The 20,892-nt window shown below is 46.4% G+C and carries 20 protein-coding genes; 13 read left to right on the top strand and 7 right to left on the bottom strand.

The window, feature by feature from the left end:
• Window positions 1-57: 57 nt before the first annotated feature.
• The 6 genes from RT717_RS12200 to RT717_RS12175 all read right to left on the bottom strand — a co-directional run bounded on the left by RT717_RS12200 (window position 58) and on the right by RT717_RS12175 (window position 3,263).
• Complete coding sequence (locus RT717_RS12200; RefSeq protein WP_317492020.1) at window positions 58-519, bottom strand: hemerythrin domain-containing protein; 462 nt, start codon at window positions 517-519, stop codon at window positions 58-60.
• Window positions 520-636: 117 nt separating this feature from the next.
• Window positions 637-1,359 carry an iron-sulfur cluster repair di-iron protein gene (gene ric / locus RT717_RS12195; protein WP_317492019.1) on the bottom strand — a complete coding sequence of 241 codons (723 nt, stop codon included), beginning with the start codon at window positions 1,357-1,359 and terminating at the stop codon, window positions 637-639.
• 18 nt (window positions 1,360-1,377) lie between these two features.
• The gene (locus RT717_RS12190; RefSeq protein WP_317492018.1) at window positions 1,378-1,767 is read right to left on the bottom strand and encodes a group III truncated hemoglobin; all 390 of its coding nucleotides are present in this window, start codon (window positions 1,765-1,767) and stop codon (window positions 1,378-1,380) included.
• Window positions 1,767-1,964, bottom strand: coding sequence for a hypothetical protein (locus tag RT717_RS12185; RefSeq protein ID WP_317492017.1), 198 nt, complete (start codon window positions 1,962-1,964; stop codon window positions 1,767-1,769). Before RT717_RS12185 ends, RT717_RS12190 begins: the two co-directional genes overlap by 1 nt.
• A gap of 46 nt (window positions 1,965-2,010) precedes the next feature.
• On the bottom strand, window positions 2,011-2,445 hold the full coding sequence (locus RT717_RS12180; RefSeq protein ID WP_317492016.1) for an RrF2 family transcriptional regulator: 435 nt from the start codon (window positions 2,443-2,445) through the stop codon (window positions 2,011-2,013).
• 146 nt (window positions 2,446-2,591) lie between these two features.
• The gene (locus tag RT717_RS12175) at window positions 2,592-3,263 is read right to left on the bottom strand and encodes an START domain-containing protein (protein ID WP_317492015.1); all 672 of its coding nucleotides are present in this window, start codon (window positions 3,261-3,263) and stop codon (window positions 2,592-2,594) included.
• 164 nt (window positions 3,264-3,427) lie between these two features.
• Between RT717_RS12175 and RT717_RS12170 the strand changes: the two genes are divergently transcribed.
• Complete coding sequence (locus tag RT717_RS12170) at window positions 3,428-3,799, top strand: hypothetical protein (protein ID WP_317492014.1); 372 nt, start codon at window positions 3,428-3,430, stop codon at window positions 3,797-3,799.
• 79 nt (window positions 3,800-3,878) lie between these two features.
• On the opposite strand, the gene RT717_RS12165 is transcribed toward RT717_RS12170, so the two are convergent.
• On the bottom strand, window positions 3,879-5,516 hold the full coding sequence (locus RT717_RS12165; protein WP_317492013.1) for an ABC-F family ATP-binding cassette domain-containing protein: 1,638 nt from the start codon (window positions 5,514-5,516) through the stop codon (window positions 3,879-3,881).
• 267 nt (window positions 5,517-5,783) lie between these two features.
• On the opposite strand from RT717_RS12165, the gene RT717_RS12160 reads away from it, so the two are divergent.
• The 12 genes from RT717_RS12160 (at window position 5,784) to RT717_RS12105 (ending at window position 20,665) form a co-directional block, all read left to right on the top strand.
• Window positions 5,784-6,911 (top strand): MFS transporter, encoded by a 1,128-nt coding sequence (locus tag RT717_RS12160; protein WP_317492012.1) that lies wholly within the window; start codon window positions 5,784-5,786, stop codon window positions 6,909-6,911.
• 203 nt (window positions 6,912-7,114) lie between these two features.
• Complete coding sequence (locus tag RT717_RS12155; protein ID WP_317492011.1) at window positions 7,115-7,582, top strand: hypothetical protein; 468 nt, start codon at window positions 7,115-7,117, stop codon at window positions 7,580-7,582.
• 27 nt (window positions 7,583-7,609) lie between these two features.
• Window positions 7,610-7,894, top strand: coding sequence for a YARHG domain-containing protein (locus RT717_RS12150; RefSeq protein WP_317492010.1), 285 nt, complete (start codon window positions 7,610-7,612; stop codon window positions 7,892-7,894).
• A gap of 154 nt (window positions 7,895-8,048) precedes the next feature.
• Window positions 8,049-8,408, top strand: coding sequence for a VOC family protein (locus RT717_RS12145; RefSeq protein ID WP_317492009.1), 360 nt, complete (start codon window positions 8,049-8,051; stop codon window positions 8,406-8,408).
• Window positions 8,409-8,412: 4 nt separating this feature from the next.
• The gene (locus RT717_RS12140; protein ID WP_317492008.1) at window positions 8,413-8,874 is read left to right on the top strand and encodes an SRPBCC family protein; all 462 of its coding nucleotides are present in this window, start codon (window positions 8,413-8,415) and stop codon (window positions 8,872-8,874) included.
• Window positions 8,852-9,175 carry an ArsR/SmtB family transcription factor gene (locus tag RT717_RS12135; protein WP_317492007.1) on the top strand — a complete coding sequence of 108 codons (324 nt, stop codon included), beginning with the start codon at window positions 8,852-8,854 and terminating at the stop codon, window positions 9,173-9,175. The genes RT717_RS12140 and RT717_RS12135 overlap by 23 nt, the downstream gene beginning before the upstream one ends.
• A gap of 152 nt (window positions 9,176-9,327) precedes the next feature.
• Entirely contained in the window at window positions 9,328-9,783 is a 456-nt protein-coding gene (locus tag RT717_RS12130) for a hypothetical protein (RefSeq protein ID WP_317492006.1), read from the top strand.
• Between the two features lie 134 nt (window positions 9,784-9,917).
• Window positions 9,918-10,409 (top strand): RNA polymerase sigma factor, encoded by a 492-nt coding sequence (locus RT717_RS12125; RefSeq protein ID WP_317492005.1) that lies wholly within the window; start codon window positions 9,918-9,920, stop codon window positions 10,407-10,409.
• A complete protein-coding gene (locus tag RT717_RS12120) occupies window positions 10,393-11,049 on the top strand; it encodes a hypothetical protein (RefSeq protein WP_317492004.1) in 657 nt (218 codons plus the stop codon). The genes RT717_RS12125 and RT717_RS12120 overlap by 17 nt, the downstream gene beginning before the upstream one ends.
• Before the next feature lie 426 nt (window positions 11,050-11,475).
• Complete coding sequence (locus RT717_RS12115; RefSeq protein ID WP_317492003.1) at window positions 11,476-13,365, top strand: tetratricopeptide repeat-containing sensor histidine kinase; 1,890 nt, start codon at window positions 11,476-11,478, stop codon at window positions 13,363-13,365.
• Entirely contained in the window at window positions 13,362-14,060 is a 699-nt protein-coding gene (locus RT717_RS12110; RefSeq protein ID WP_317492002.1) for a LytR/AlgR family response regulator transcription factor, read from the top strand. Before RT717_RS12115 ends, RT717_RS12110 begins: the two co-directional genes overlap by 4 nt.
• Window positions 14,061-14,164: 104 nt before the next feature.
• The gene (locus RT717_RS12105) at window positions 14,165-20,665 is read left to right on the top strand and encodes an MBG domain-containing protein (protein WP_317492001.1); all 6,501 of its coding nucleotides are present in this window, start codon (window positions 14,165-14,167) and stop codon (window positions 20,663-20,665) included.
• The last annotated feature ends 227 nt before the right edge of the window (window positions 20,666-20,892 follow it).

Here is a 20,892-nt window from a genome sequence, read left to right as displayed (position 1 = left end):
AATTCTGGGTAGAGCTGGGGCATGTTCTGTTTGCAAATAATGAGGTTTTTATCCTCTTTACTTCCAGAATTCATCATCCTTCAGGTCAACAAAACTATGTTCTTCATGAAGGGAGCTGATTAGTGCCAGTTGCTCCGACGATGCCTTTTGCTGGATTTCGTTGAAAAGAACCCTTTCTTCAAACCGGATATGTTTTTCCAGCTCTTCTTCAATCAAACTCAGGGATCTTTCAGCCTCGTCTTCATTGAACAACCTGGTAAGCCTTCGATGCTCCATTAATGCCTTTTTTACCAGCTCGTTTTCACTGCCAAGTATCGGAAAGATATAACTCTCTTCGGCAACGAAATGCGGTAGAATGTGATTTTCAAAGAACCAGTCTGCATATTTTTTAATTCGTTCAGGTGCTATGTCCTTAGCGAAGCCTTTTCTAATCTTCCAACACAACAGCAAGGTATGATGATGATCACGGCTCAGGGGCTGAAGCTGCTTTGCTCTTTTTATGGGCGTGCGCTCTTTCATGGATGACAGTTTTGAGTTATGGTGTTTTTCACCGTTTCGGGTGTAAGATAGTCAGCTCACGAACACATTTTCTCCTGATCGTGAGCTGTTTTTTATAGAATCAGTGCATTTGCCTGTTCAACTGAGCTGCTTCTCCAATGCTATGGATTTAGGAAACAATATATTGTTCTCCAGATGAATGTGAAGGTGTAAGTCTTCCTCAAACTCCTTTAACATGGCAAAGGTGACCCGGTAGGTGTTGCAGGCATCGTCCGGCAGGGAGTAGTGATTGCTCAATTCGCTGATTAGCTGAAAGCGATCTCCCTCTGTTTCATGCTCCTCCATCATCATCCTGACAGGACTTTGCACCGTGTCAAACTGGGCGTAGGTTATCTTTTCGCCACTTTTTTTCGCTCTTTCCATTTTCCGTACAAAAGGAAACAGGATAAATTCTTCCTTTTTCATATGCATAGCCAGTTCTCCTGCAGAGGCAGTGAACAGCCTGGTTATTTCAAATAGTTCTGGGTGACTTTTCCCATGCACCTGGCACAGCTTCTCAAGATATTGTTTGAGTATCGGCATTTTCTCCTCAACATAATGGTGGTGCTTTTGCTCTATATGATCAGCCAGCTGATCCAGTGGCCACGACTGGTAGTCGTAGGATGCGTCTTCGCTTTTGTTCAAGATGGCTTCAACCTCCTCTGTGAGCTTTGCCTGATCAATATTGGCTTTGGAGCAAGCTTCCTGAATGCTGCGGTTGCCTTTGCAGCAGAAGTCAATGCCATGCTTCCCGAATATCTCCGCTGTGCGGTAGTCTTCGGCCACTATTTCACCGATTGTTTTGTTTAAAAGATTATTCATGATAATTGAAGTTTAAATTCACACTAAGGGTTTTGTTCCACTGGTTTTGAAGTACTCGATTTTGTAAAGGAACATTTCAGCCATTTTCTCCGACCTCCATTTGGCTTCCAGGGCTCTTTCTCCTTCGAAATGCTCATCAAGGGTTTGATGGAATAGCTTGATCCACCTCTCGAAATGGGCTTTGTTTACCGGCAAATGTGCGTGAGGGGCAAAAGGGCTGCCATAATAGGTGTGCTCTTCTAAGAGTACGGTTTGCCAGAATTTGTACATCTTTTCCAGGTGCACAGGCCATCTGTCTTGTATCACGCCATTGAAGATGTCTTTGAGCAATTCATCCTCCCTTACTTTTGAGTAGAAGTCGTTGACCAGCAGTCTGATGTCATCTATGTTTTGAATGTCGTTGTTCATCAGAATGAAGATTTGTAGAGTTTAACCTGCCGGGGTAATATGATCACGGCAATGAAAAGGACGGTGGTAATCAGGACGAATGTGCCGATAATGCCGGGACTCATGTACCAGTTGTCGGTCGTTACCGATTGTGCTGCCAGCGGAGTACTGGAAGCAAGACGAATGAATAGGAGTAATGATAGCTGCTTGAAATTCATTATTAGGAATTTAAGACCTTTTTCTCTCATTAAGGATCAAATTTTTTTACCGTTTCAGAAAAGTGAGGCCCACATCAAGGCCTTTTGTTAGTTCATACAGGCTGGTTGTTTCCAGCATTTCCTTCAAATCGTTACGTATCAGTACAAATTTTTCGTGCAAAGGGCAGGGCTCCAGTGCATTGCACTCTTTGAGCCCTAGGCCGCATCCCCGATAAATGCTGTCACCATCTATCGCAAATACAATTTGGCTCAGTTTGATAGACGCTATTTTATCCTTCTGGATTTCAAAACCACCAACAGGCCCTTTCACGGAATCGATAATGTTGTTGCGGGCCAGTTGTTGCAAAATCTTGGCTGTGAAGGCCACCGGTGAGTCGATGTCTCTGGCAATATCCTTCAGGCTTACCCTCACGCCATCCATCGACAAAAGGGCGATGTGCAAGGTGGCTCTGATTCCATATTCACAAGCTTTTGAGAACATTGTGGTTTGTTTGTGTCAAAGATATAAAACAATTTTTTAATTCGGATAATTTTATCCGAATTAAAAAAGATAAGAAAAAACGAGCGTTGCCATAAACACTATTGAGTCAAATACTACCAGACTACAGCAGCTAAAAGAGGTGGTGGTCAATCTTCGCTGCTTTCAAACACCCTGGCCAGCTCGGTAAACTTTTGCATGGTTTCCAGTGGCCCTTTGGTAATGAACAAATTTACAAGCCAAACAGGTATTTCTCCTCCAGGGTTGGCCCGGGCAGTGTATACAATATCTACCCTGCCGTCGTTTCTTGGCCTTATTTCCCATTTCGACTCAAATTCTGTGATCCGTACAATTCCCTTTTTCTGCGGAACAGCGTTGGCAGCGGCGACTGAACGAGAGTGGTAGGCACCAGTTTCCCTGTTCCACCATTGTACGGAGTGCACCGACAAGTCCCTGTTGCTGAACGGGTAGGGCAGGGCAGTTTCCACATAGTAGTGAAAGTCGTTGGAGGATGTAGTTTTGATCCTTTTAGCTTCATTGCATTTGTACACCCACAACTTGTAGTTGGGCACGTCACTGAGCAGGTCGGTCACCCGCTGCATGGTGCTTTCTATGGTTGTGGTGATCTGGATTTCCTTGATTGGTGACCCCTCAGAGGTTCGGGTGTAAATGTTCAGGTCTTTTTCGGCACTAACAAGCTCCCAGCTGGCTTTCTCTACTTTTTGTGCAGAGAGAGGCAGCACCGAAATGGCGAAGAGGGTGGCAATAACCTGATAAATGCGCAGGAGCATACGGGGAAACGAGGAAAATTCTTTCGTCAATTTACGACCTGATTTTGTAGAGATTTTGAATTAGTGCTGTTTTATTTTTGAACGATAGAATTGTTCCATAGTCTGGTTGTAGCGTTCGTTTTTCAAACCAGAAAAAAATCGGCTAGATTGTCCACTTATTGGTTCTACCTATTGTGTTAAATGGCTATTAAAAAATGAAAGTCTTTCGAAATATTCTTGCTGTTGTCATCGGCTACCTGGTTTTTGCTGTCAGCGCAGTATTGCTGTTTCAACTGTCAGGCATTGACCCACACAACGACCCGTCGGTGGGAGTGATGGCGCTTACCATTGCCTACGGCATCGTTTTCTCTTTCCTGGGCGGGTTGTTGGCACAGCCCATTTCCGGATCAGGTAAGCTGACGGTCAACTATTTCCTCGCAGGTTTGATGGCTGGGTTTGCTGCCTTTTCCATGTTCAAAAGCGAAGGCAATCATTTCACGCAGCTGGCAGCTATCTTTTTGTTTGCCCCGGCTTCGGCGCTGGGAGGACTATCTTATCTCAGGAGGAAGAAAAAAGAGGTGATATAAGAGGGATTTCTAACCAGTTCCGAAGATTAAAGAGGTTATTCTGTGCGGTGCCACATATAGTAACCTGTTTAATTACCGACTATTTTGTCCGCTCAATCTCCTTCAAATTTTCCATCTTCTTGTTACGCAGGAAGCCATTGATGTCTTCGAAGTGTTCTTTTACCCGCTTGTTGCCAAACTCAAACACCTTGGAAGCGAGGCCATCCAGGAAGTCACGGTCGTGAGAAACGAGGATAAGCGTGCCTTCGAACGCTTTCAGTGCATCTTTCAGGATGTCCTTGGTTTTGATGTCGAGGTGGTTGGTAGGCTCATCGAGGATGAGCAGGTTTACAGGCTGTAACAGTAGCTTGATCATGGCTAGTCGGGTGCGCTCACCGCCAGAGAGCACCTTCACCTTCTTGTCGATCGTGTCGCCGCTGAACATAAAGGCGCCCAGCAGGTCTTTGATGCGTGACCGGATATCGCCTTTGGCTATTTCATCCACCGTTTCGAACACGGTCAGCTTTTCATCGAGCAGCGAAGCCTGGTTTTGAGCGAAGTAGCCAATCTCACTGTTGTGACCCACCTGCAATGTGCCGTCGACCGGAATTTCGCCCATAATGGCCTTCACCAGGGTCGATTTTCCTTCTCCGTTTTTTCCTACAAAGGCGATTTTCTCTCCACGGGCAATGGTCAGTGTGACGTCTTTGAATACGACATGGTCGCCATACGACTTGCCAAGATCGGTGGCGATCACCGGATAGTTGCCCGACCGTCGGGCGGGAGGGAACTTGATGTTCAGCGCAGAGGTATCCACTTCATCTACCTCCACTATTTCAATCTTCTCCAGCATTTTCACCCGGGACTGCACCTGCAAAGTCTTGGAGTAAGTGCCTTTGAACCTGTCGATGAACTGCTGAATCTCGGCAATCTGTTTTGCCTGATCGTCGAACTGGCGCTGCTGCTGCTCACGGCGCTCTTTGCGCAGCTCCAGGTAGTGGGAATAGTTGGTTTTGTAGTCGTAAATGCGACCACGGGTGATCTCGATGGTGCGGTTGGTCAGGTTGTCGACAAAGGCCTTGTCGTGGCTGATCACCATCACACCGCCGGCGCTATTTTTCAAAAACTCTTCCAGCCACTGCACCGACTCAATATCGAGGTGGTTGGTGGGCTCATCGAGAAGGATGAGATCGGGCTTTTGCAGCAGAATTTTGGCCAGTTCAATGCGCATACGCCAGCCTCCGCTGAATTCGCTGGTAGAGCGGGTGAAGTCACTTCGCACGAAGCCGAGCCCCAGTAATGTCTTTTCTACTTCCGCATCAATATTGATCTCTTCAATGCTGTAGTACTTTTCGCTCAGCTCCGATACCTCTTCTATGATCTTGCTGTAAGCATCCGACTCGTAGTCGGTGCGGGTTTCCAACTGGTGATTCAGCTCTTCCATCCTGTTTTTCATGTCCAGGATTTTGGAAAACGCTTTTGATGTTTCTTCAAACACCGTGCATTCGTCGGCAGTGAGCAGGTGCTGCGGCAGGTAAGCGATGACTGCCTCTTTTGGTGCCGTTACTTTGCCCAGCGTGGGTTTGCTTTCTCCGGCGATGATTTTGAGGAGGGTGGACTTGCCGGCACCGTTTTTCCCCATGAGGGCAATGCGGTCGGTAGGATTGATATTAAAGGTGATATTGCTAAAAAGGGTGGTGCCGCTAAATTCCACACCCACCGCATCAACTGAGATCATAATTTACTGAATTAGGCCGCAAAGGTATCAATAAGTTTGCTGGAAGCCACCATTGCAAGCCGAATTTGGGGAATGGGTAGCTGTTTGTACTGTTACTCCGGAGCTTAATCGAATCCGTGTGAATGGAACATTGCCAGTATTTTCAAATACTTTTGATTCTGGTCACACATAGCGATAAAAAATGATAGTAAGCTGTACGGAATCAGCGTCGGATTTTGTGATATAGATATGAAAACTGGAGAATTTATTGCCCTATCTGCTTGTACTATGATGCTTACAGCCCTTGGCATCGACGTTATGCTGCCAGCGCTTGGTGACCTGCGGGCTCATTTTGGATTGCCAGCATCATCAACGGCAACATCTAACGTTATTACGTTCTTTTTTCTCGGGCAAATGGCGCAGATCGTGTTCGGTATCCTGTCGGATCGGTTCGGACGCTTGTTCACACTGAGGATTGGCTTTCCTCTTTATTTTGCAGGTGGAATTGCGGCAGTTTTTTCCCCAAGTCTCGAGCTGATGCTGGCGGCCAGATTTGTGGCTGGCGTGGGAGCCTCAGCTGTTTTTATGACCACCATTGCCGGCGTTCGGGATAGGTTTGTCGGCGACAAGATGGCTCACACCATGTCGTTGATTTTTACTATCTTCCTCTTTACTCCAGTGCTGGCGCCATTTCTTGGGCTTGCCATACTTTCTGTAGCCTCGTGGCAGGCTGTATTCCTTGCTCCGCCTGTTTTTGCCGTGTTTGTGTTCATATGGTCGCTGCGTTTGGAAGAGTCTCTTCCCCAGGAGAAAAGATCATTGATAGACTGGCCAACTATCCGGCGGTCTGTGAAGGGAGTAATTGGGAACCGGGTCTTTCTAAGGTACACATTGGCAACCACATTGCTGTTTTCAGCACTCAGCTCCTGGGTAGCCAGCGCCGATCGCATAGTAGGTGAAATATTCGGCCGACCTGAACTATTTGCATGGATTTTTGCGGGAACAGGGCTCCTGATGTCGTTTTCCAGTCTGATGAACTCCAGACTTACTTTCAGGTTTGGTGCCAAACGTACGATCAGGGGGCTCGTGCTGCTGTACACCCTGGTGGCGGCAGGTTTACTGGCCATAACCCTAATCACCACCGATCCACCTGCCATGATCCCGTTCTTTACGGCAATAGCGCTTTTGATGTCGATCAACCTGGCGATTGAACCAAACAGCAGCGCCCTGGCCATGGAGCCAATGGGCGAGACAGCAGGGCTGGCCTCGGCTGTGTACGGCACCATTTTCTTTTTCACCGGGGCCTCGCTTGGTGCCGTAATCAGCCACCTGATGACGGTTGGTGTTTTGCCACTAGCCATCAGTTTTGTGATGATTGGATTGGCCAGCATTGCTTTGGTTTTCGGTGATACATGAGAGCTCCTCCGAAGTCGGTGAAAGCCATTTGAACTAAGCCGGGCGAATTGACGAGAATTATTCACTTGATTGATGGCCTCAAATTGTTTGTGAATAGTGCCAAAAAGTTTGTGTAGAAGCAGTGCGGGAGAGTTAGAATTCGCAGGAAATATCTAGATTGATCGGACTCTTTTAACGTGACTTTATTCCTAACTAAACTTTCTATGACCAAGTATTTTCTACCGGTTGCTTTATCGTTGGCCATCTTTTCGTGTGGTACGGCCGATAAGCCCAATTCTAATGTGGATACCACGGCAGTGGCCACCGAAACACCCATTGTACAGGAGAATGAGAGTAGCGAAGAAAATACCACCTCCCTAAGTTATCTGGTCAGTCTGGCCGACCGGGAGGGTGTTTACGTCCCCACAAACTTTAACAGCTTTTTCGGAGTAGATGAGGGTAAGGAAATGATCACTCTTATGGGGGCTGAAAATGTTGGTCCGGACGCCTATGCTTTGGCCATGCATTACAATATTGCCTGCGATCCTATTACCTGCCAGCACATGATAATTATGGTGGTGATAGGAGGGGAAACTTTGATCAGCCGGTATACTTTCCTAATGAACCGTGAAGAGGGTATTACTTTTGGTTTCTTTCAACAAAAGTTCTTTCTGGCCGAAACGGAGCATTGAGAGTATGAAGAGGACGGTGAGTCAGACGTGCAGAAAAGAACCAGCGCACCGCCAACCGTTGAACAGGTGCTGTTCGTTTTGCTGAACGACCAAATCACTCCTTTAGCAGAACTTGATAAACACGATTTGTCTTACTCCAGAAACCTTATTTTCGCCAGGTATGGCTACAGGTTTAAGACCGATAGCGTCAGGGCTTACTTCGCTAATGCCAGTTGGTACGAGCCACGCTACGATAACGTGGACGATCAGCTAAGTGCCAGCGACAAGAAAATCATAAAATTGTTAGCCGCCGAGGAAGCGAGGCGTAAGTAATTGAAAATTTTCTGCCTCAAAGTTTCTCAAGAAGACGATAAGTAAAGCCACAATAATTACTACACAGAAAAAATGTTGTAAAAATTGCGTGAATCAAAAGTTACATATATAATTGTGTAACTTTTGATTCACATAACATAAAACACATAGCAGTATGAACAGGATCGACGTACTATCAGTGCCGGTGTCAGACCAGCAGCGAGCAAAAGAATTTTATTTGAAAATGGGGCTTCATATAGTGGTAGAAGCGCCTTTTCAGGGAGACCAGTTGTGGATACAGATGGGTTTTCCCAAAGGCGAAACGACCATCACATTGGTGACATGGTTCCCTAAAATGCCAGCCGGGAGTCTACAGGCAGCAGTGATCAACACCGACGATATCGCTGGAGACATTAAAAAGTTGACTGCCAATGGCATCGAGGTTGGTAAGATTGATGATACCCCCTGGGGTAAGTTTGCTTCTATCGAAGACCCCGACGGCAACACATGGAGCTTGAACCAAAAAAACGCTTAGTATAATGAAAAAGGAAATACACTTAAAATGGTTCTATTCGTATCCTATAGATACTATTTGGGATTACCTGACCGATGCAGATTTGCTTAAACAGTGGAGCACCATTCATAGAGACGAGCCTTTTCAGGCCGAGCCAGGCTTTCAGTGGATATCGAGGCAAAAGGCCCGCCGGGGCTGGGACGGCATCATGTATATGGAAGTGCTGGAGGTAGTACCAAAAAAGAAACTGGCCTATGCTCTGAAGGGTGGGCCACGACCCGGTGAGCTTTCATTAGATACTGTGGTTACCTACACGTTGGTAGAGAAGAACGGGGGCACAGAGCTTCATCTTTCACATACAGGGTTTCAGGGGCTTAAAGGAGCCTTCACTGCCTTTATCATGGAAAAAGGCTGGGGTAAATTCTTTGGCAAGCGCCTTGCCACCGTGCTTAACGAAACATATCATGACGCACACACAATACGATAGCTTTCTGGCGCTCGCCGACAAAAACCGTCGGGAGATTTTGATGCTACTCACCAAAGAAAAAAGTAGCATCAATACCCTGGCGGAGTCTTTTAAAATCAGCAGGCCGGCTGTGTCCAAACATATCAAAGTGCTGGTGGATACCGGCTTCATCACGATAGAAGAAAGGGGAAGAGAGCGTCTTTGTAGCCTTAACTCTCAGGGTTTCGAAGAGATTCAAAGTTGGATAAATCACTTCGAGAAATTCTGGAAACAACACCTGAGCAGCCTGGAAGTACTGCTAAAAAAGAAAGGGAAGGAATAAAGACTGCAAGTAATGGGCGCTATCTACCAGCAAACATTGTGGTAGCAATGACAAAGACAGCCCCGGTGCACTGACCTGTCTGCGTTTATTCAAATTTCTTTGGACTGGGTGTAAGTTTTTTTTCTTTCTGCCACTAACCAGAGAAAACGCTTATGAAAATTGATGAAGCCATTGAACTGCTCAAGACAGAAAAAGCCAGGGCCGAGAAAAAATCTGAGATCAAGATTTTACAAAACATGATTGGTATACTGCTGGACTTGCAAACCAGACAGTTGTCCGCAGAGGACCTTGCCGCAGTAGAAAGCGAGCTGGACGTCATGGAATTGGATGCCTACCAGGAAAACAGAAAAAGACACCTTAGAAGGAAGCTAGCTAAGTTTCAGCAGTTTTTGAAAAACAAGTTTTCGCTTATTCCAAAAGGCCACTATACAGCACTGGGAATTGCCTTTGGGGTGGCCTTTGGTGGCATGTTTGGAATGATGATTGACAAAACCCTCGGGAGCTCTCTCGGGATTAGTTTTGGAATCGCTTTTGGTTTGGTAGTTGGGCGCTATCTCGACGCTCAGGCGGAAGCACAAGATAGGGTGTTAAATGTTGAATTTAAATAACTGAGCGCAAACGCCTTTTGTCGCCGCTGTGATCAGTAACAGTTGATTCCACCTCCGCTCCTCAAAAAATATCAAAAAGGGAATGCCCCGGGTGTAATAATCCCCAACTTTGGCCACCAACCAAGGTAAAAGATTTGAGCAGCGACTTTTATACGTCCATGATTTTGCCGTTTTCGGGCATCATCATCAAGATTTGCCGGGCATACACCAATACCCAGGAAGATTTTGAAGATTACTATCAGGAGGTATGCCTGCAGATTTGGAGGAGTCATGCCAATTTCAGAGAGGAGTCGCAGTGGTCGACCTGGGTGTATCGGGTGGCCCTGAATGTTTGCCTTACCTTATTGAAGAAAAGGAAAAACGACCCGCAGCACTTTGCGTCCGACTACCTGCCGGATGAGGCTACCGAAGACAGCCGGGCATTTGCCAACGAGTCGCTCAACGAGTTATACGCTGCTATCAAACAGCTTTCTGAGGTTGACAGAGGAGTGGTTTTGCTCTACCTCGACGAAAAGAGCTATCAGGAAATCGCCGAGATAACCGGCACCAATGCCAATAATATTGGTGTGCGGATTAAACGAATCAAGGATCGACTAAAAGTAATATTGGATGGAAAGGTCAATTGAAGCTATTTGGAAGGAAGGGTTTTTGGTAAGCGATGCTTTGGTGGCACCGAAGATCAATCAGTTATACAGCCAAAAGTCGAAGCATATTGTCGATAAGTTTAAAAGGATGTTTGAGATTAATCTGATCGCCATCCTCATTTTTTCTGTCGTGTTGTTGCCGGTAAGTTTTTTGTTCGGCATGGCTTATATGGGAGTACCCATGTTTTTGCTTCTCAATGCGGTGGCAGTCGTTAACAAGCGGCTTTCGAATGGATTAAAGAAAATTGATAAAAGCGTAAGCAGCTATCAATACCTCAAAGCATTCGATGGCTGGATGAAGGAGCAAATTTCCATCAACACAAAAATGTCGGCATTCAACTACCCCTGGGTGTTTCTTTCCATGTTGGCCGGTTTTTGGTTTTTTGAGATTGATGGAAGGATGTTGGGTGATGCGCTGATGAACAAAATACTGACTCATTATCCCGATACCTATTTAGTCGGCGGTATTTCCCTCATCGGGATCATCGGCGTAATGTTGGCAGTTTTCCTACTGGCTTTCTTTGGCGGCCGTCTTTACAAGTTTGAACTGAAGCTGATTTATGGGAATGTGATGAACAGGCTTCAAGAAATGCTGGCTGACATGGAGGAGTTGAGGAGGTGAAATGTTGGCAGCGGGCTGCCTGAACCTTGTTGATGCTGAGATACTACAGGTATTCCGTTTTTCCTGATAACTCATAGCTGCTATTTAAAAGAATTTGACAAGGGCTCGAGAGGAGGTGAGGATACTAAGCAAAGCAAACCTAAATAGCTGCCGAACCAAAAACAGCCGCTTCGCATCCACCACCTGGCGGAAAGGAATCGTATAAAGTTCTGAAAATCACAGGCAAATAACGCTGAGTGACGATGTGTCTACCTGAGTTTATGATAGCATTAGCCCACCGTTTCCCCGCCGCAAAGCCTTAGTTGGCGTTTCATCGCCATAGGAAGCCCGCTGCAACCGCCGACCATAAGATGACCTGTATATTGAAGACATTTCTTCGGTTAATAGCTCATGACGGTTATCTTAGCGATACACTGGAAATGATTCATGGTCAAGAGCAAAGTTTGGAGCCTCGCAGCGGCTATTATCTTCTTCTTCTTTCATTTCTGCGCAAAAGGCCAGACCGACGCTACGGCATACGAAGCGAAATTTCAAAAATGGTTGGGCGTGAGGGCGGATTCGGCTTTTACCTATGCCTCCAAACTATTGGCGATTGCCCAGGAAGTTAACGACCCAAAAGCTACCAGGGAGGCTCTCATCAAGCAGGGGCTGGCCTATGGGTTTTTGAATGAATTTGATTCGGCTCTAGTCTATTATCGTAAATCGCTCAACGTAAGTCTTGCCAACGACGACAGCCTGGGGATGGGGAAGTCCTACTTGAATATTGGCGTGAATTTGTTTTACAGAGGCTTCCTTGACTCAGCTGCCTTCTATTACGAGATAGCTCGCCCGATCTTTGAAAGCCTGGACGAAAAGAAATATTTATCCTACAGCCTGAATAATCTTGGACAGGTTTACAAAAGGTCGGGCAAATATGAACAGGCCGCCAGTGCGTACGCTAGATCGCTGGCGATTAAAAAGCAATTGAAAGATACAGTGGGCATTTTGAACGCCTACTTCAATTTGTCGAGCTTGTACGTTTCCACAGAAAGCTTTGATACGGCGCTCTTGTATTCACAGGAAACGTTAAAAATTGCACTCATCCTGCAGGATACCAGCGAAATAGCCGGTGCATGGTTAAATATAGCCCTGTCTCAAAAGGGTGTGGGCAATGCCGATGCAGCTCTAAGGGCTTTCAAGGCGGCAGAAAAATTTGTTGGATATCCCGGTGATTCGGAATTCAGAATGGAATTGTACTATAACCTGGCCAGGCTGTATCGGGACCAGGATAATTATGAATTGGCGCAATCGTACCTGGACAAAATGAGTGTCTACATGCAGTCCGAAGCCTTTTTGGAAAAGCAAATGGCGTACTACCAGCTGTCGTATGAGTTGAAAAAGGCCAGCGGTAGTCATGCCGAGGCGCTGGCACTTTTAGAGGCTTTTGTGCAAGTCAAGGACAAATACTTATCTCAATCTGTTCAGCAGCAGATAACTGAGCTTGAGCGAAAGTATCAGTCCGAACAGCAGGAACTCAAAATTACGGGGCTTGAGCTGGAAAAAAAGACCACCGACCTGGTGCTGGCGAAGTCGATTAACCAGCGAAATATATTCATTTTGGTGGCCGTCATTTTTCTTATTCTGGCAGGGTTTGCCGGGCACCGGTACAGAGAAAAACAAAGGACTTCCAAAGTATTGAAGCAGAAGAACCTCCAAATATCGGAAGCGCTGGATGAGAGAGAAATCCTCCTCAAAGAGATTCATCATAGAGTAAAGAACAACCTGCAGGTGATTTCTAGTTTGCTCAAACTTCAGGCTGGTAGCTTGAAAGACGAAGCGGCTGTGGATGCGGTGATGGAAGGCCAAAACAGGGTCAGGTCTATGGCATTGATTCATCAGAAATTATACAGTGCGGAGGACATACGGGGAGTTAGCATTGACACGTATCTTGAAAACCTGACAGGAGAACTTCTCACGGCTTTTGGGAAAAATGAAGTAGATGTGGAGATAGAAACTAACGAGCTGAAGCTCGATATTGATTCGGTGATCCCCCTGGGGCTGATTCTTAATGAGCTGATTTCGAACAGCCTTAAGTATGCATTTGACAAGCCGGGCGGACGAATAAGCATAAAAATGTGGGAAGCAGACGAGAAACTGAACGTAACGGTTAAGGACAATGGCAAAGGAATGGACGCAGCCACTCTGGAGCAGTCTAATTCTTTTGGATGGAAGATGATTCGGTCGCTCAGTCGTAAAGTCAAAGCTGAGATAGATATCCGGAATGATGGTGGAACCGAGGTGAACTTGTACTTGTCACGTTATAAATTGGTGGTATGAAAAAAGCCTCTGTATTGGTAGTTGAAGATGAGCCGCTTATTGCTGATGATATTGCTGAGACCCTCGAAGCCAACGGCTATGAGGTTGTCGGCATTGTAGACGAGGCAAGCGATGCGTTGGAAGTTTGCAAGACTTGCCATCCCGATGTTGCTCTTTTGGATATTCAGATAGAAGGGCCTGTTGATGGAATTGCCCTTGCTGCGCAGCTATCCATGCCGATCATTTTTCTCACCTCTTTTTATGATCAAAAGACGCTTGATCGGGCCAAATTGGTGAATCCGTCGGGTTATATCGTAAAGCCTTTTAATGAGAGAGATCTTATCGTGAACCTGGAGATCGCCATAGCCCGTGGCAGAAAGCCGACCAGGAGCAAGTCGCCTGCAAACGAGAAGTTTTTTGTCAAAAAGGATCAGGAGATCGTTTCCGTCTCCACTTCGGACATTGTGTACGTGGAAGCGTACGATAATTATTCAACGTTGTACACGGAAAAAGAGAAATACATGATCAGCCACACGCTGAAAAGTATTTCGGAAAAACTAGAACCTTTGGGCTTCCTGAGGATACACCGTTCTTACCTGATCAATTTTGATGCGGTGGACAGCATCTCTGAGAACTATGTGTACCTGAAAGGCCATCAGGTCATGATTGGCAAGTCGTACAGAAAGCAGTTCATGGAGTCGCTTTCCCTGCTCTGACGCCTTTAAAAATCCCGCCATCGACTAAAAATTTCCTTTCCTTCACTAAATCTCACTATCATTTGAAGTAGTCAGCGGTCAATTTCATAGACAAAAAACGACTTATGAAATTTTTTCTTTCTGCTGCACTTTTATTTTTCACGCACCTTCTTTGGGCCCAAAACTTTGTAGAGAGCTGGGAAACGACATTTTCTGCTACCGGAACGGTGGAGATCGTAAAGATGATTCATGATGCTGATGATAATGTGATCATTCTTGCCAACCAGAGGCAGTCCGGCGGGCCGGTTTACGATGGTCTGGTACTCAAATACAGCAAGAGTGGTGTGTTCCAGTGGTCAAAATCCTACGGGTATGATTCCGAAACGAATGACTATGGGGTCGACGTCGATGTTGATGATAATGGAAACATCTATGTACTTTTTAGTATTGACCCTGAGAACGCTGGTAATACCAACCCAAATGGCTTTTTGCTGAGAAAATATTCACCCTCAGGTACTGTTGTCAATAGCTACGAAAGTGTTGGTTCATTGGGATACGTACCCCAGAAAGTGGCCTTCTATGAAAGCCAGAATAGGGTTTATTTTACTGCCAGTAAAAACCAGAACCCAGGCAAAGGATTGCTGCTAGGGCTGTACAGGTTGTCGGATGGCCTTGTGTATGAGTATGCAAAAAATTATGAGAGCGATGAGGATGATGTAGCATTTGCCATTGATACAGGAAGCACAGTTACCGTTCAGTTTCAAAAAGGAACCTCTGAGATAGCGGCATTGTCTATACCCTACAATTTCGGGGTTTCCGATTCTTTTTCAGAAGCAGGGTCTATCGTAGTAACTGAATCCATTGACAACATTGCTTATAAGCAGATCAGTAGCTATCGCTATTTTAAGCTCGAATTGGGAAATGGAACAGTTGATCTTTATGAAAGGTCTTCAAGTAATGTAACAAAAGCTGTATTTACCGGAGAGCCAGGCTTCGTTGGCGACTTTTCAAGATCCAGTGGCAATGTGGTGGTGACAGGTGATTTTTATGGAAATGCCGTAAGGAGGGAGTATGATTTTGCCGGCGGTTCTTATACCCTTGAATACGAGTTGGACGATCCGCAAACTATTGGAAATCTTATTACGCCTGAGGGCTACGTGCTTGGGTCTGTGGTTGAAAACAATACCCGGTATTTTGGTGCCTTAGAATTTGATTTTTATGGTGTTTCAGATAAATGGTACCACAGCTCAACCGGTGGTGAAACACTTGACAAAGCCCTCGCCGATTCGGATGGCAATTTCATTTTTGCGACCTCTCCAGGCAGTCAGATCAAGCTATTCACCCTGTGCAATGGCCCTGTTGGTATTAATCTTGGTGCTGACATTAACACGGAGCTGGAGACTGTCACGCTATCAATAGGCTCAAGCCCGGCCAATGAGGCCAACTGGGAAACTATAGAATGGAGCACGGGGCAAACAGGGGTGAAGTCTATCGATGTCTCAGGGTATCGTGAGGTGAAAAACATTTCTGTTACCGTTACTAATGCCAATGGGTGCTCATTTACTGACGAGATACAGGTTACTTTCAGGGTGCCTGCTCCGGGTTTGCCACAGCCGGAAATAGTTGGCATGAACGGCGCTGCTCCCGTTTTTCGGTTTACCTGGGACAAGACCATTGCTGAGGTGGTGGAATACGGGATTGACCAGAAGTTCTACATCGGTAGCTGTGGAGTATTTCCTGGTGACTGGGAGGAGTTTAGCAGCAGTTCTTCAGGAAACGCAAACGATTATATAGATATCACAACGTCCATTCATGCTGGCTTGCAATTGTTCGGCGGTTATGCGGAGGATGCAGCTGAGAACCGGTCGTACCCTGGTTATCAGCTGGCTCTCCAACCTTGTAATTGCTATGATATGGAAGCCTTGGATACCTACCTGGCCACCGTTGCAATCAATGACGGTAATGATGTAGTGGGAGAGGGTGAGATTTCATCATTCTTGATTGTGAACCCAGAAACAAATACCCGTAAAACAAGCGATCAGGAACTGCTTTCCTTCTTTCAGTGGGAAGTGCCGGAAGGCTGGGACATCATTGACTACCAGGGTACGCTTATCAAGACAAGGATCAATGAAGGAGCTGCAAGTGGAAGTATTTCTGTGAAGATTGTCAATCCATGTACCGGAGATCAGACCTCTGCGATATCAAAACAAGTCACTGTAACGAAAGACCAAACGATCGCATTTGATCAACCAGCTGATATCCAAATGGGGGATGACCCAATAGCGCTTGGGGCAATGGCTTCGTCTGGTCTGGATGTTGCCTATGATATCGAGCCATTCGATATACTCGACATCAATAATGGAATGATTACGCCACTTTATGCGGGTACAGTAACCGTCACGGCGACACAAGCTGGTAATTTCGAATGGAATGAAGCAAATCCTGTTCAGCAGACTTTTTCCATCAATAAAGGCGACGACGAGATTACGTTTGGGGAATTGGATGATGTGTTTTGGAATGCGGAAAACTTCGATTTAGATGATCTGGCCTCTACCAAAAGTGGAAGGAATATTTCGTGGACTGAGGTAGATAATGCTTACGTTTCGGTTTCATCCCTGGGGGCTGTTGTAGTCAAAAAGCCAGGTGCTGTGGAGATCACTGCTACCTTGACGGGAGATGATAATTGGAATACCGCCGACCCGGTCAGTCAGACGCTTACAATTCTGAAAACAAACCAGCACCTCACCCTTGATGAATTTCCGGATAAGTTGGTTACCGATGATGATTTTCTATGGAGTGACTTCCTGGATATTTCTTCAGGCCTGACCCCCTCTTTGGAAAGTGATGATGAAGGGGTGGCAAGGGTCTTGGGCAGCCTTATTGAAATAGTTGGAGCAGGAACAGCCACCATTACCGCTACACAATTGGGCAATGACAATTACAACGCTGCGGACCCGGTGAATCAGACACTGACCATCAATAAGCTTTCGCAAACCATATCATTTGACCCCATACCTGAAAAGACGACTGATGATCCTTCGTTTGAACTGGATGCTACAGCAAGCTCAGGTTTGGATGTTGAGTATGAAAGCTCCAATACTGCCGTAGCTACTATTGTTGACAACATCGTTGCAATTGTTGGAGTGGGCACGGCAGATATCGTTGCCTCGCAACCCGGTAACGGAACTTATGAGTCCGCACCTGACGTGACCCGCACGTTGACCGTTTCTGAGGGTGTGACCATTGCTTTTACCGAAGGGTACCCGCAATTTGAATACTATCTGAATGGTGCATATCGCCTTTTGTTGGAGTTGACTCAGAATGGAAATGTATACTATGTGGTTACTGCTGAAGGTGCAGACGAACCCACACCGGCACAAATCGAAAACGGCCAGGATGCCTCGGGTGCACCAGCATTCAAAAGCGGATCGGCCTATTCTTTGGCAGCCAACAATGAATATAATTTGGCCCAGATCTTGGAGCTGGAAGAAGTAACCTCCTATGAGATTTTTTTGACCATTTCTGATGAAAGTTATGCATTGAGCACTGTTGTCTATCAGTTATCAGTTGAGACTGGTGATTATTCAAAACCTGAATGGGAGCCCGGCTACCCCGTAATGGGTACCATAAACTCCCTGTCTGCCGAGGTGGAAATTGACCTTAATGAGGGGGACGGAACAGTGTACTACGCTGTATTCGCAAGTAGCGGTGCTACAAAATTCCCTGCCAATTTGAAGGCCGGGAGCAATTATGGGGCCGTCGACGAGGGTTCTGTGTCTGCTAGCGATGCTAGCTTTGTCCTGACCGGGCTAAGCGAGGCAACGGCATATGATGTGTGGCTGGTGGCTGAAGATGTGGCTGAGAACTTGCAGACTGCTGCCACCAAATTGGATTTTACGACCATTGATGATATAGCGCCTGAATTCGGTGCGGGTTATCCATCCATTGCTACAGTTGATGAGACTGACGTAGAAATTGATGTGAAGATAAATGAGGCGGGAACTGTCTATGCCATTGCCCAACTTGCCGGAGAGAGTGCTCCGTCGTTTGCACAGGTACAGAATGGCCAAAACAGCAGTGGTGCAACGGCGATCAGTGCTAACTCGGTAAGGGTGGATAAAAATCAAGCGGCTGGCTTGGCACTTTCCGGGCTGACCTCTCAGGTGGGATACGATTTTTATGTAGTGGCTGAAGATGACTTTGGTAACGAGAGTGGCGCTCCTGTGAACCTAAATGCAACCACTAGCGACCTGAAGGCACCCGATATTTCTCCTCAGACTCTTACATTGGAAAGTGTTGATGAGACCAGTGCAACCTTTAGTTTTTCATTGGACGAGCCAGGTTCATTCTATTGGGTAGTCGACACTGACATTGCAACATCACCATCACCCACTCAGGTATCGAACGGCCAAACAGAAGCTGGGGCGGCCTCAATACACTCAGGATCAGTAGATGTTACCATAGCGGATCAGGCCTATCAATTTGAGGTTACCGGACTGTTGGCCGATCAGGAGTATGAAATTTATTTTGTAGCCGAAGATGAAAATGAAATCCCTAACATCAGTGAAAGTACATTTTCAGCGACGTTCTCAACGGTAGACCTCACAGCTCCTTCATTTGGGTCTACTCCCCAGATTACTAACATTTCTGCTGAAGGCTTCGATCTGCAGGTAGATGTTGACGAGTCTGGTTCTTTATTTTATGCCGTGATCGGTGCGAGTGACCCGCTGCCATCCACTGGTGAACTATCTACAGGTTCAGTGGCCAATGTAGCAGATCAGGGAAGTAAAAGTTTAACAGCCGGAGCTAACGATCTTACTGTTGCTATCAGCCTGGCAGAGGAATCTTCCTATCAATTGGTGTTGCTGGCAGCTGATGATGATGAGAACTTGCAAAACGATGTTGTCTCGATAGATTTCACGGTTCCGAGCTCCAAAATAACTCAATCGATCACTTTCGAAGCATTAGAGGAGAAAACCTATGGAGACGCTGATTTTGACCTGGCAGCCATTGCCACGTCGGGATTGGGTGTTAGCTACAGTAGCTCAGACGAGTCGGTGGCTACTATCTCGGGGAGCAGTGTGACGATAGTGAGAGTGGGTAGCGTTACTATCACTGCGTCTCAATCTGGAAATGGCAATTATCATCCTGCGGCTGATGTTGAGCAAACCCTTTCTGTCAGTCAGGCGAGCCAATCGATCACTTTCGAAGCATTAGAGGAGAAAACCTATGGAGATGCTGATTTTGACCTGGCAGCCGTTGCCACGTCGGGATTGGGTGTTAGCTACAGTAGCTCAGACGAGTCAGTAGCCACTGTCTCGGGGAGCAGTGTGACGATAGTGGGAGTGGGTAGCGTTACTATCACTGCGTCTCAATCTGGAAATGGCAATTATCATCCTGCGGCTGATGTTGAGCAAACCCTTTCTGTCAGTCAGGCGAGCCAGGTCATCACCTTCGATGAAATTGATGATCAGCATTTTTCAGTCGGAACTCTTTCACTGCGGGCAACGGCTTCTTCAGGGCTGCCTGTTGTTTATGCACTGGAAAACGGCGATGGTGCCATCAATGACAACGTGCTAACCTTCCGTTCAGCAGGAACCTTTACCGTAACAGCTTCACAGCCTGGTAATGGCAATTTCAATGCTGCCGAGCCTGTTAGTCAAAGCTTTTTAGTGAATGAGGAGAGCGTCAAAGTGCCTCAAACCATCACTTTTGCTTCCATCGAAGATCAGACCTACGGAAATACAATCCAGCTATCAGCTACCTCGTCCAGTGGTCTTACTGTCAACTATGAGGTGGTCAGCGGAGGAGCAGTAATATCAGATGGAGAAGTGAAGTTTACCGGGATAGGAACCGTTGCCATCGAAGCAAGCCAGGAGGGAGACGATTCTTACGAGGCTGCGGCTTCGGTAAGCCAGACTTTCGAGGTGCTTCCCAAGACTCTTGACGTATTGGCGGAAGATAAGCGGATTGTCTATGGTCATCCAATGCCGGAGCTGACTTATACCATTACTGGCTTTGCGACAGGTGAAGATGAGTCTGCATTGACCACAGCTCCCGCCGTGAGTACAGAAGCAACTCAAGATAGTGATGCGGGTAGTTACGGCATATTCGCTGATGGTGCAGTATCAGACAATTATGTTTTTAACTATCAAGACGGGCTACTTGTCATCGACAAGGCTCAGGCAGGTATTACGATAACAAATTTAGAGCAGGAGGCAGATGGATCAGCCAAAGAACCAGTGGTGACCACAACACCGTCCAACCTGAACTTCACAATCACTTATGATGGATTAGCAGATGCCCCCATCGTCGCAGGGACTTATGAGGCGAAAGTAACGATTGATGAAATAAATTATGCAGGTGAGCAGGTAGCTATTTTTACCCTGACAGAATCGAGCCCTCTGGGTGTCGAGGCTGAAGCATTGCTGAGTGTCTATCCGAACCCAGTAGCTGATTACCTGACCATTAAGAATCTGGCTAACAAAAACATGGCTATATATGACCTGGAAGGCAGGTTGCAGTCGGTAGACAGGGTGGGAGAAAGACTCGATTTTTCGGGATTGAAACCTGGAATTTATTTACTAAAGAGCGATGGGCAAGTATTGAAGCTCATTAAACTTTAAAGCAGAGGCATACCACAACAATTGACTCAACGCAGATTAACCCCGGTCTCTAAGGAGCCGGGGTTTCTTATTTTATTCTCACTAGAAGGCGTCAAAGGTTGGGTGGGCCCTCATGGGAAAAAGGTAGCCTGTTAGATGCAGGCAATCTCAAATGACTGAATGTTTCGGTGCCTGCGGTAAAAGTATCGGATTAAGTGGTTACTTTCATTCAGGAAGTAACTACTCGT

Origin of the sequence: Imperialibacter roseus (assembly GCF_032999765.1) — a bacterium.
In the GTDB taxonomy this organism is placed as follows: Bacteria; Bacteroidota; Bacteroidia; order Cytophagales; family Cyclobacteriaceae; genus Imperialibacter; species Imperialibacter roseus.
This window is presented reverse-complemented; position numbering and strand designations above follow the sequence as displayed.

Excerpts from the sequence above, each read along its gene's own strand:
- RT717_RS12200 (WP_317492020.1), bottom strand. The coding sequence starts at position 519 with ATGAAAGAGCGCACGCCCATAAAAAGAGCAAAGCAGCTTCAGCCCCTG.
- ric (WP_317492019.1), bottom strand. The coding sequence starts at position 1,359 with ATGAATAATCTTTTAAACAAAACAATCGGTGAAATAGTGGCCGAAGAC.
- RT717_RS12190 (WP_317492018.1), bottom strand. The coding sequence starts at position 1,767 with ATGAACAACGACATTCAAAACATAGATGACATCAGACTGCTGGTCAAC.
- RT717_RS12185 (WP_317492017.1), bottom strand. The coding sequence starts at position 1,964 with ATGAATTTCAAGCAGCTATCATTACTCCTATTCATTCGTCTTGCTTCC.
- RT717_RS12180 (WP_317492016.1), bottom strand. The coding sequence starts at position 2,445 with ATGTTCTCAAAAGCTTGTGAATATGGAATCAGAGCCACCTTGCACATC.
- RT717_RS12170 (WP_317492014.1), top strand. The coding sequence starts at position 3,428 with ATGAAAGTCTTTCGAAATATTCTTGCTGTTGTCATCGGCTACCTGGTT.
- RT717_RS12165 (WP_317492013.1), bottom strand. The coding sequence starts at position 5,516 with ATGATCTCAGTTGATGCGGTGGGTGTGGAATTTAGCGGCACCACCCTT.
- RT717_RS12160 (WP_317492012.1), top strand. The coding sequence starts at position 5,784 with ATGATGCTTACAGCCCTTGGCATCGACGTTATGCTGCCAGCGCTTGGT.
- RT717_RS12155 (WP_317492011.1), top strand. The coding sequence starts at position 7,115 with ATGACCAAGTATTTTCTACCGGTTGCTTTATCGTTGGCCATCTTTTCG.
- RT717_RS12145 (WP_317492009.1), top strand. The coding sequence starts at position 8,049 with ATGAACAGGATCGACGTACTATCAGTGCCGGTGTCAGACCAGCAGCGA.
- RT717_RS12140 (WP_317492008.1), top strand. The coding sequence starts at position 8,413 with ATGAAAAAGGAAATACACTTAAAATGGTTCTATTCGTATCCTATAGAT.
- RT717_RS12135 (WP_317492007.1), top strand. The coding sequence starts at position 8,852 with ATGACGCACACACAATACGATAGCTTTCTGGCGCTCGCCGACAAAAAC.
- RT717_RS12130 (WP_317492006.1), top strand. The coding sequence starts at position 9,328 with ATGAAAATTGATGAAGCCATTGAACTGCTCAAGACAGAAAAAGCCAGG.
- RT717_RS12120 (WP_317492004.1), top strand. The coding sequence starts at position 10,393 with ATGGAAAGGTCAATTGAAGCTATTTGGAAGGAAGGGTTTTTGGTAAGC.
- RT717_RS12115 (WP_317492003.1), top strand. The coding sequence starts at position 11,476 with ATGGTCAAGAGCAAAGTTTGGAGCCTCGCAGCGGCTATTATCTTCTTC.
- RT717_RS12110 (WP_317492002.1), top strand. The coding sequence starts at position 13,362 with ATGAAAAAAGCCTCTGTATTGGTAGTTGAAGATGAGCCGCTTATTGCT.
- RT717_RS12105 (WP_317492001.1), top strand. The coding sequence starts at position 14,165 with ATGAAATTTTTTCTTTCTGCTGCACTTTTATTTTTCACGCACCTTCTT.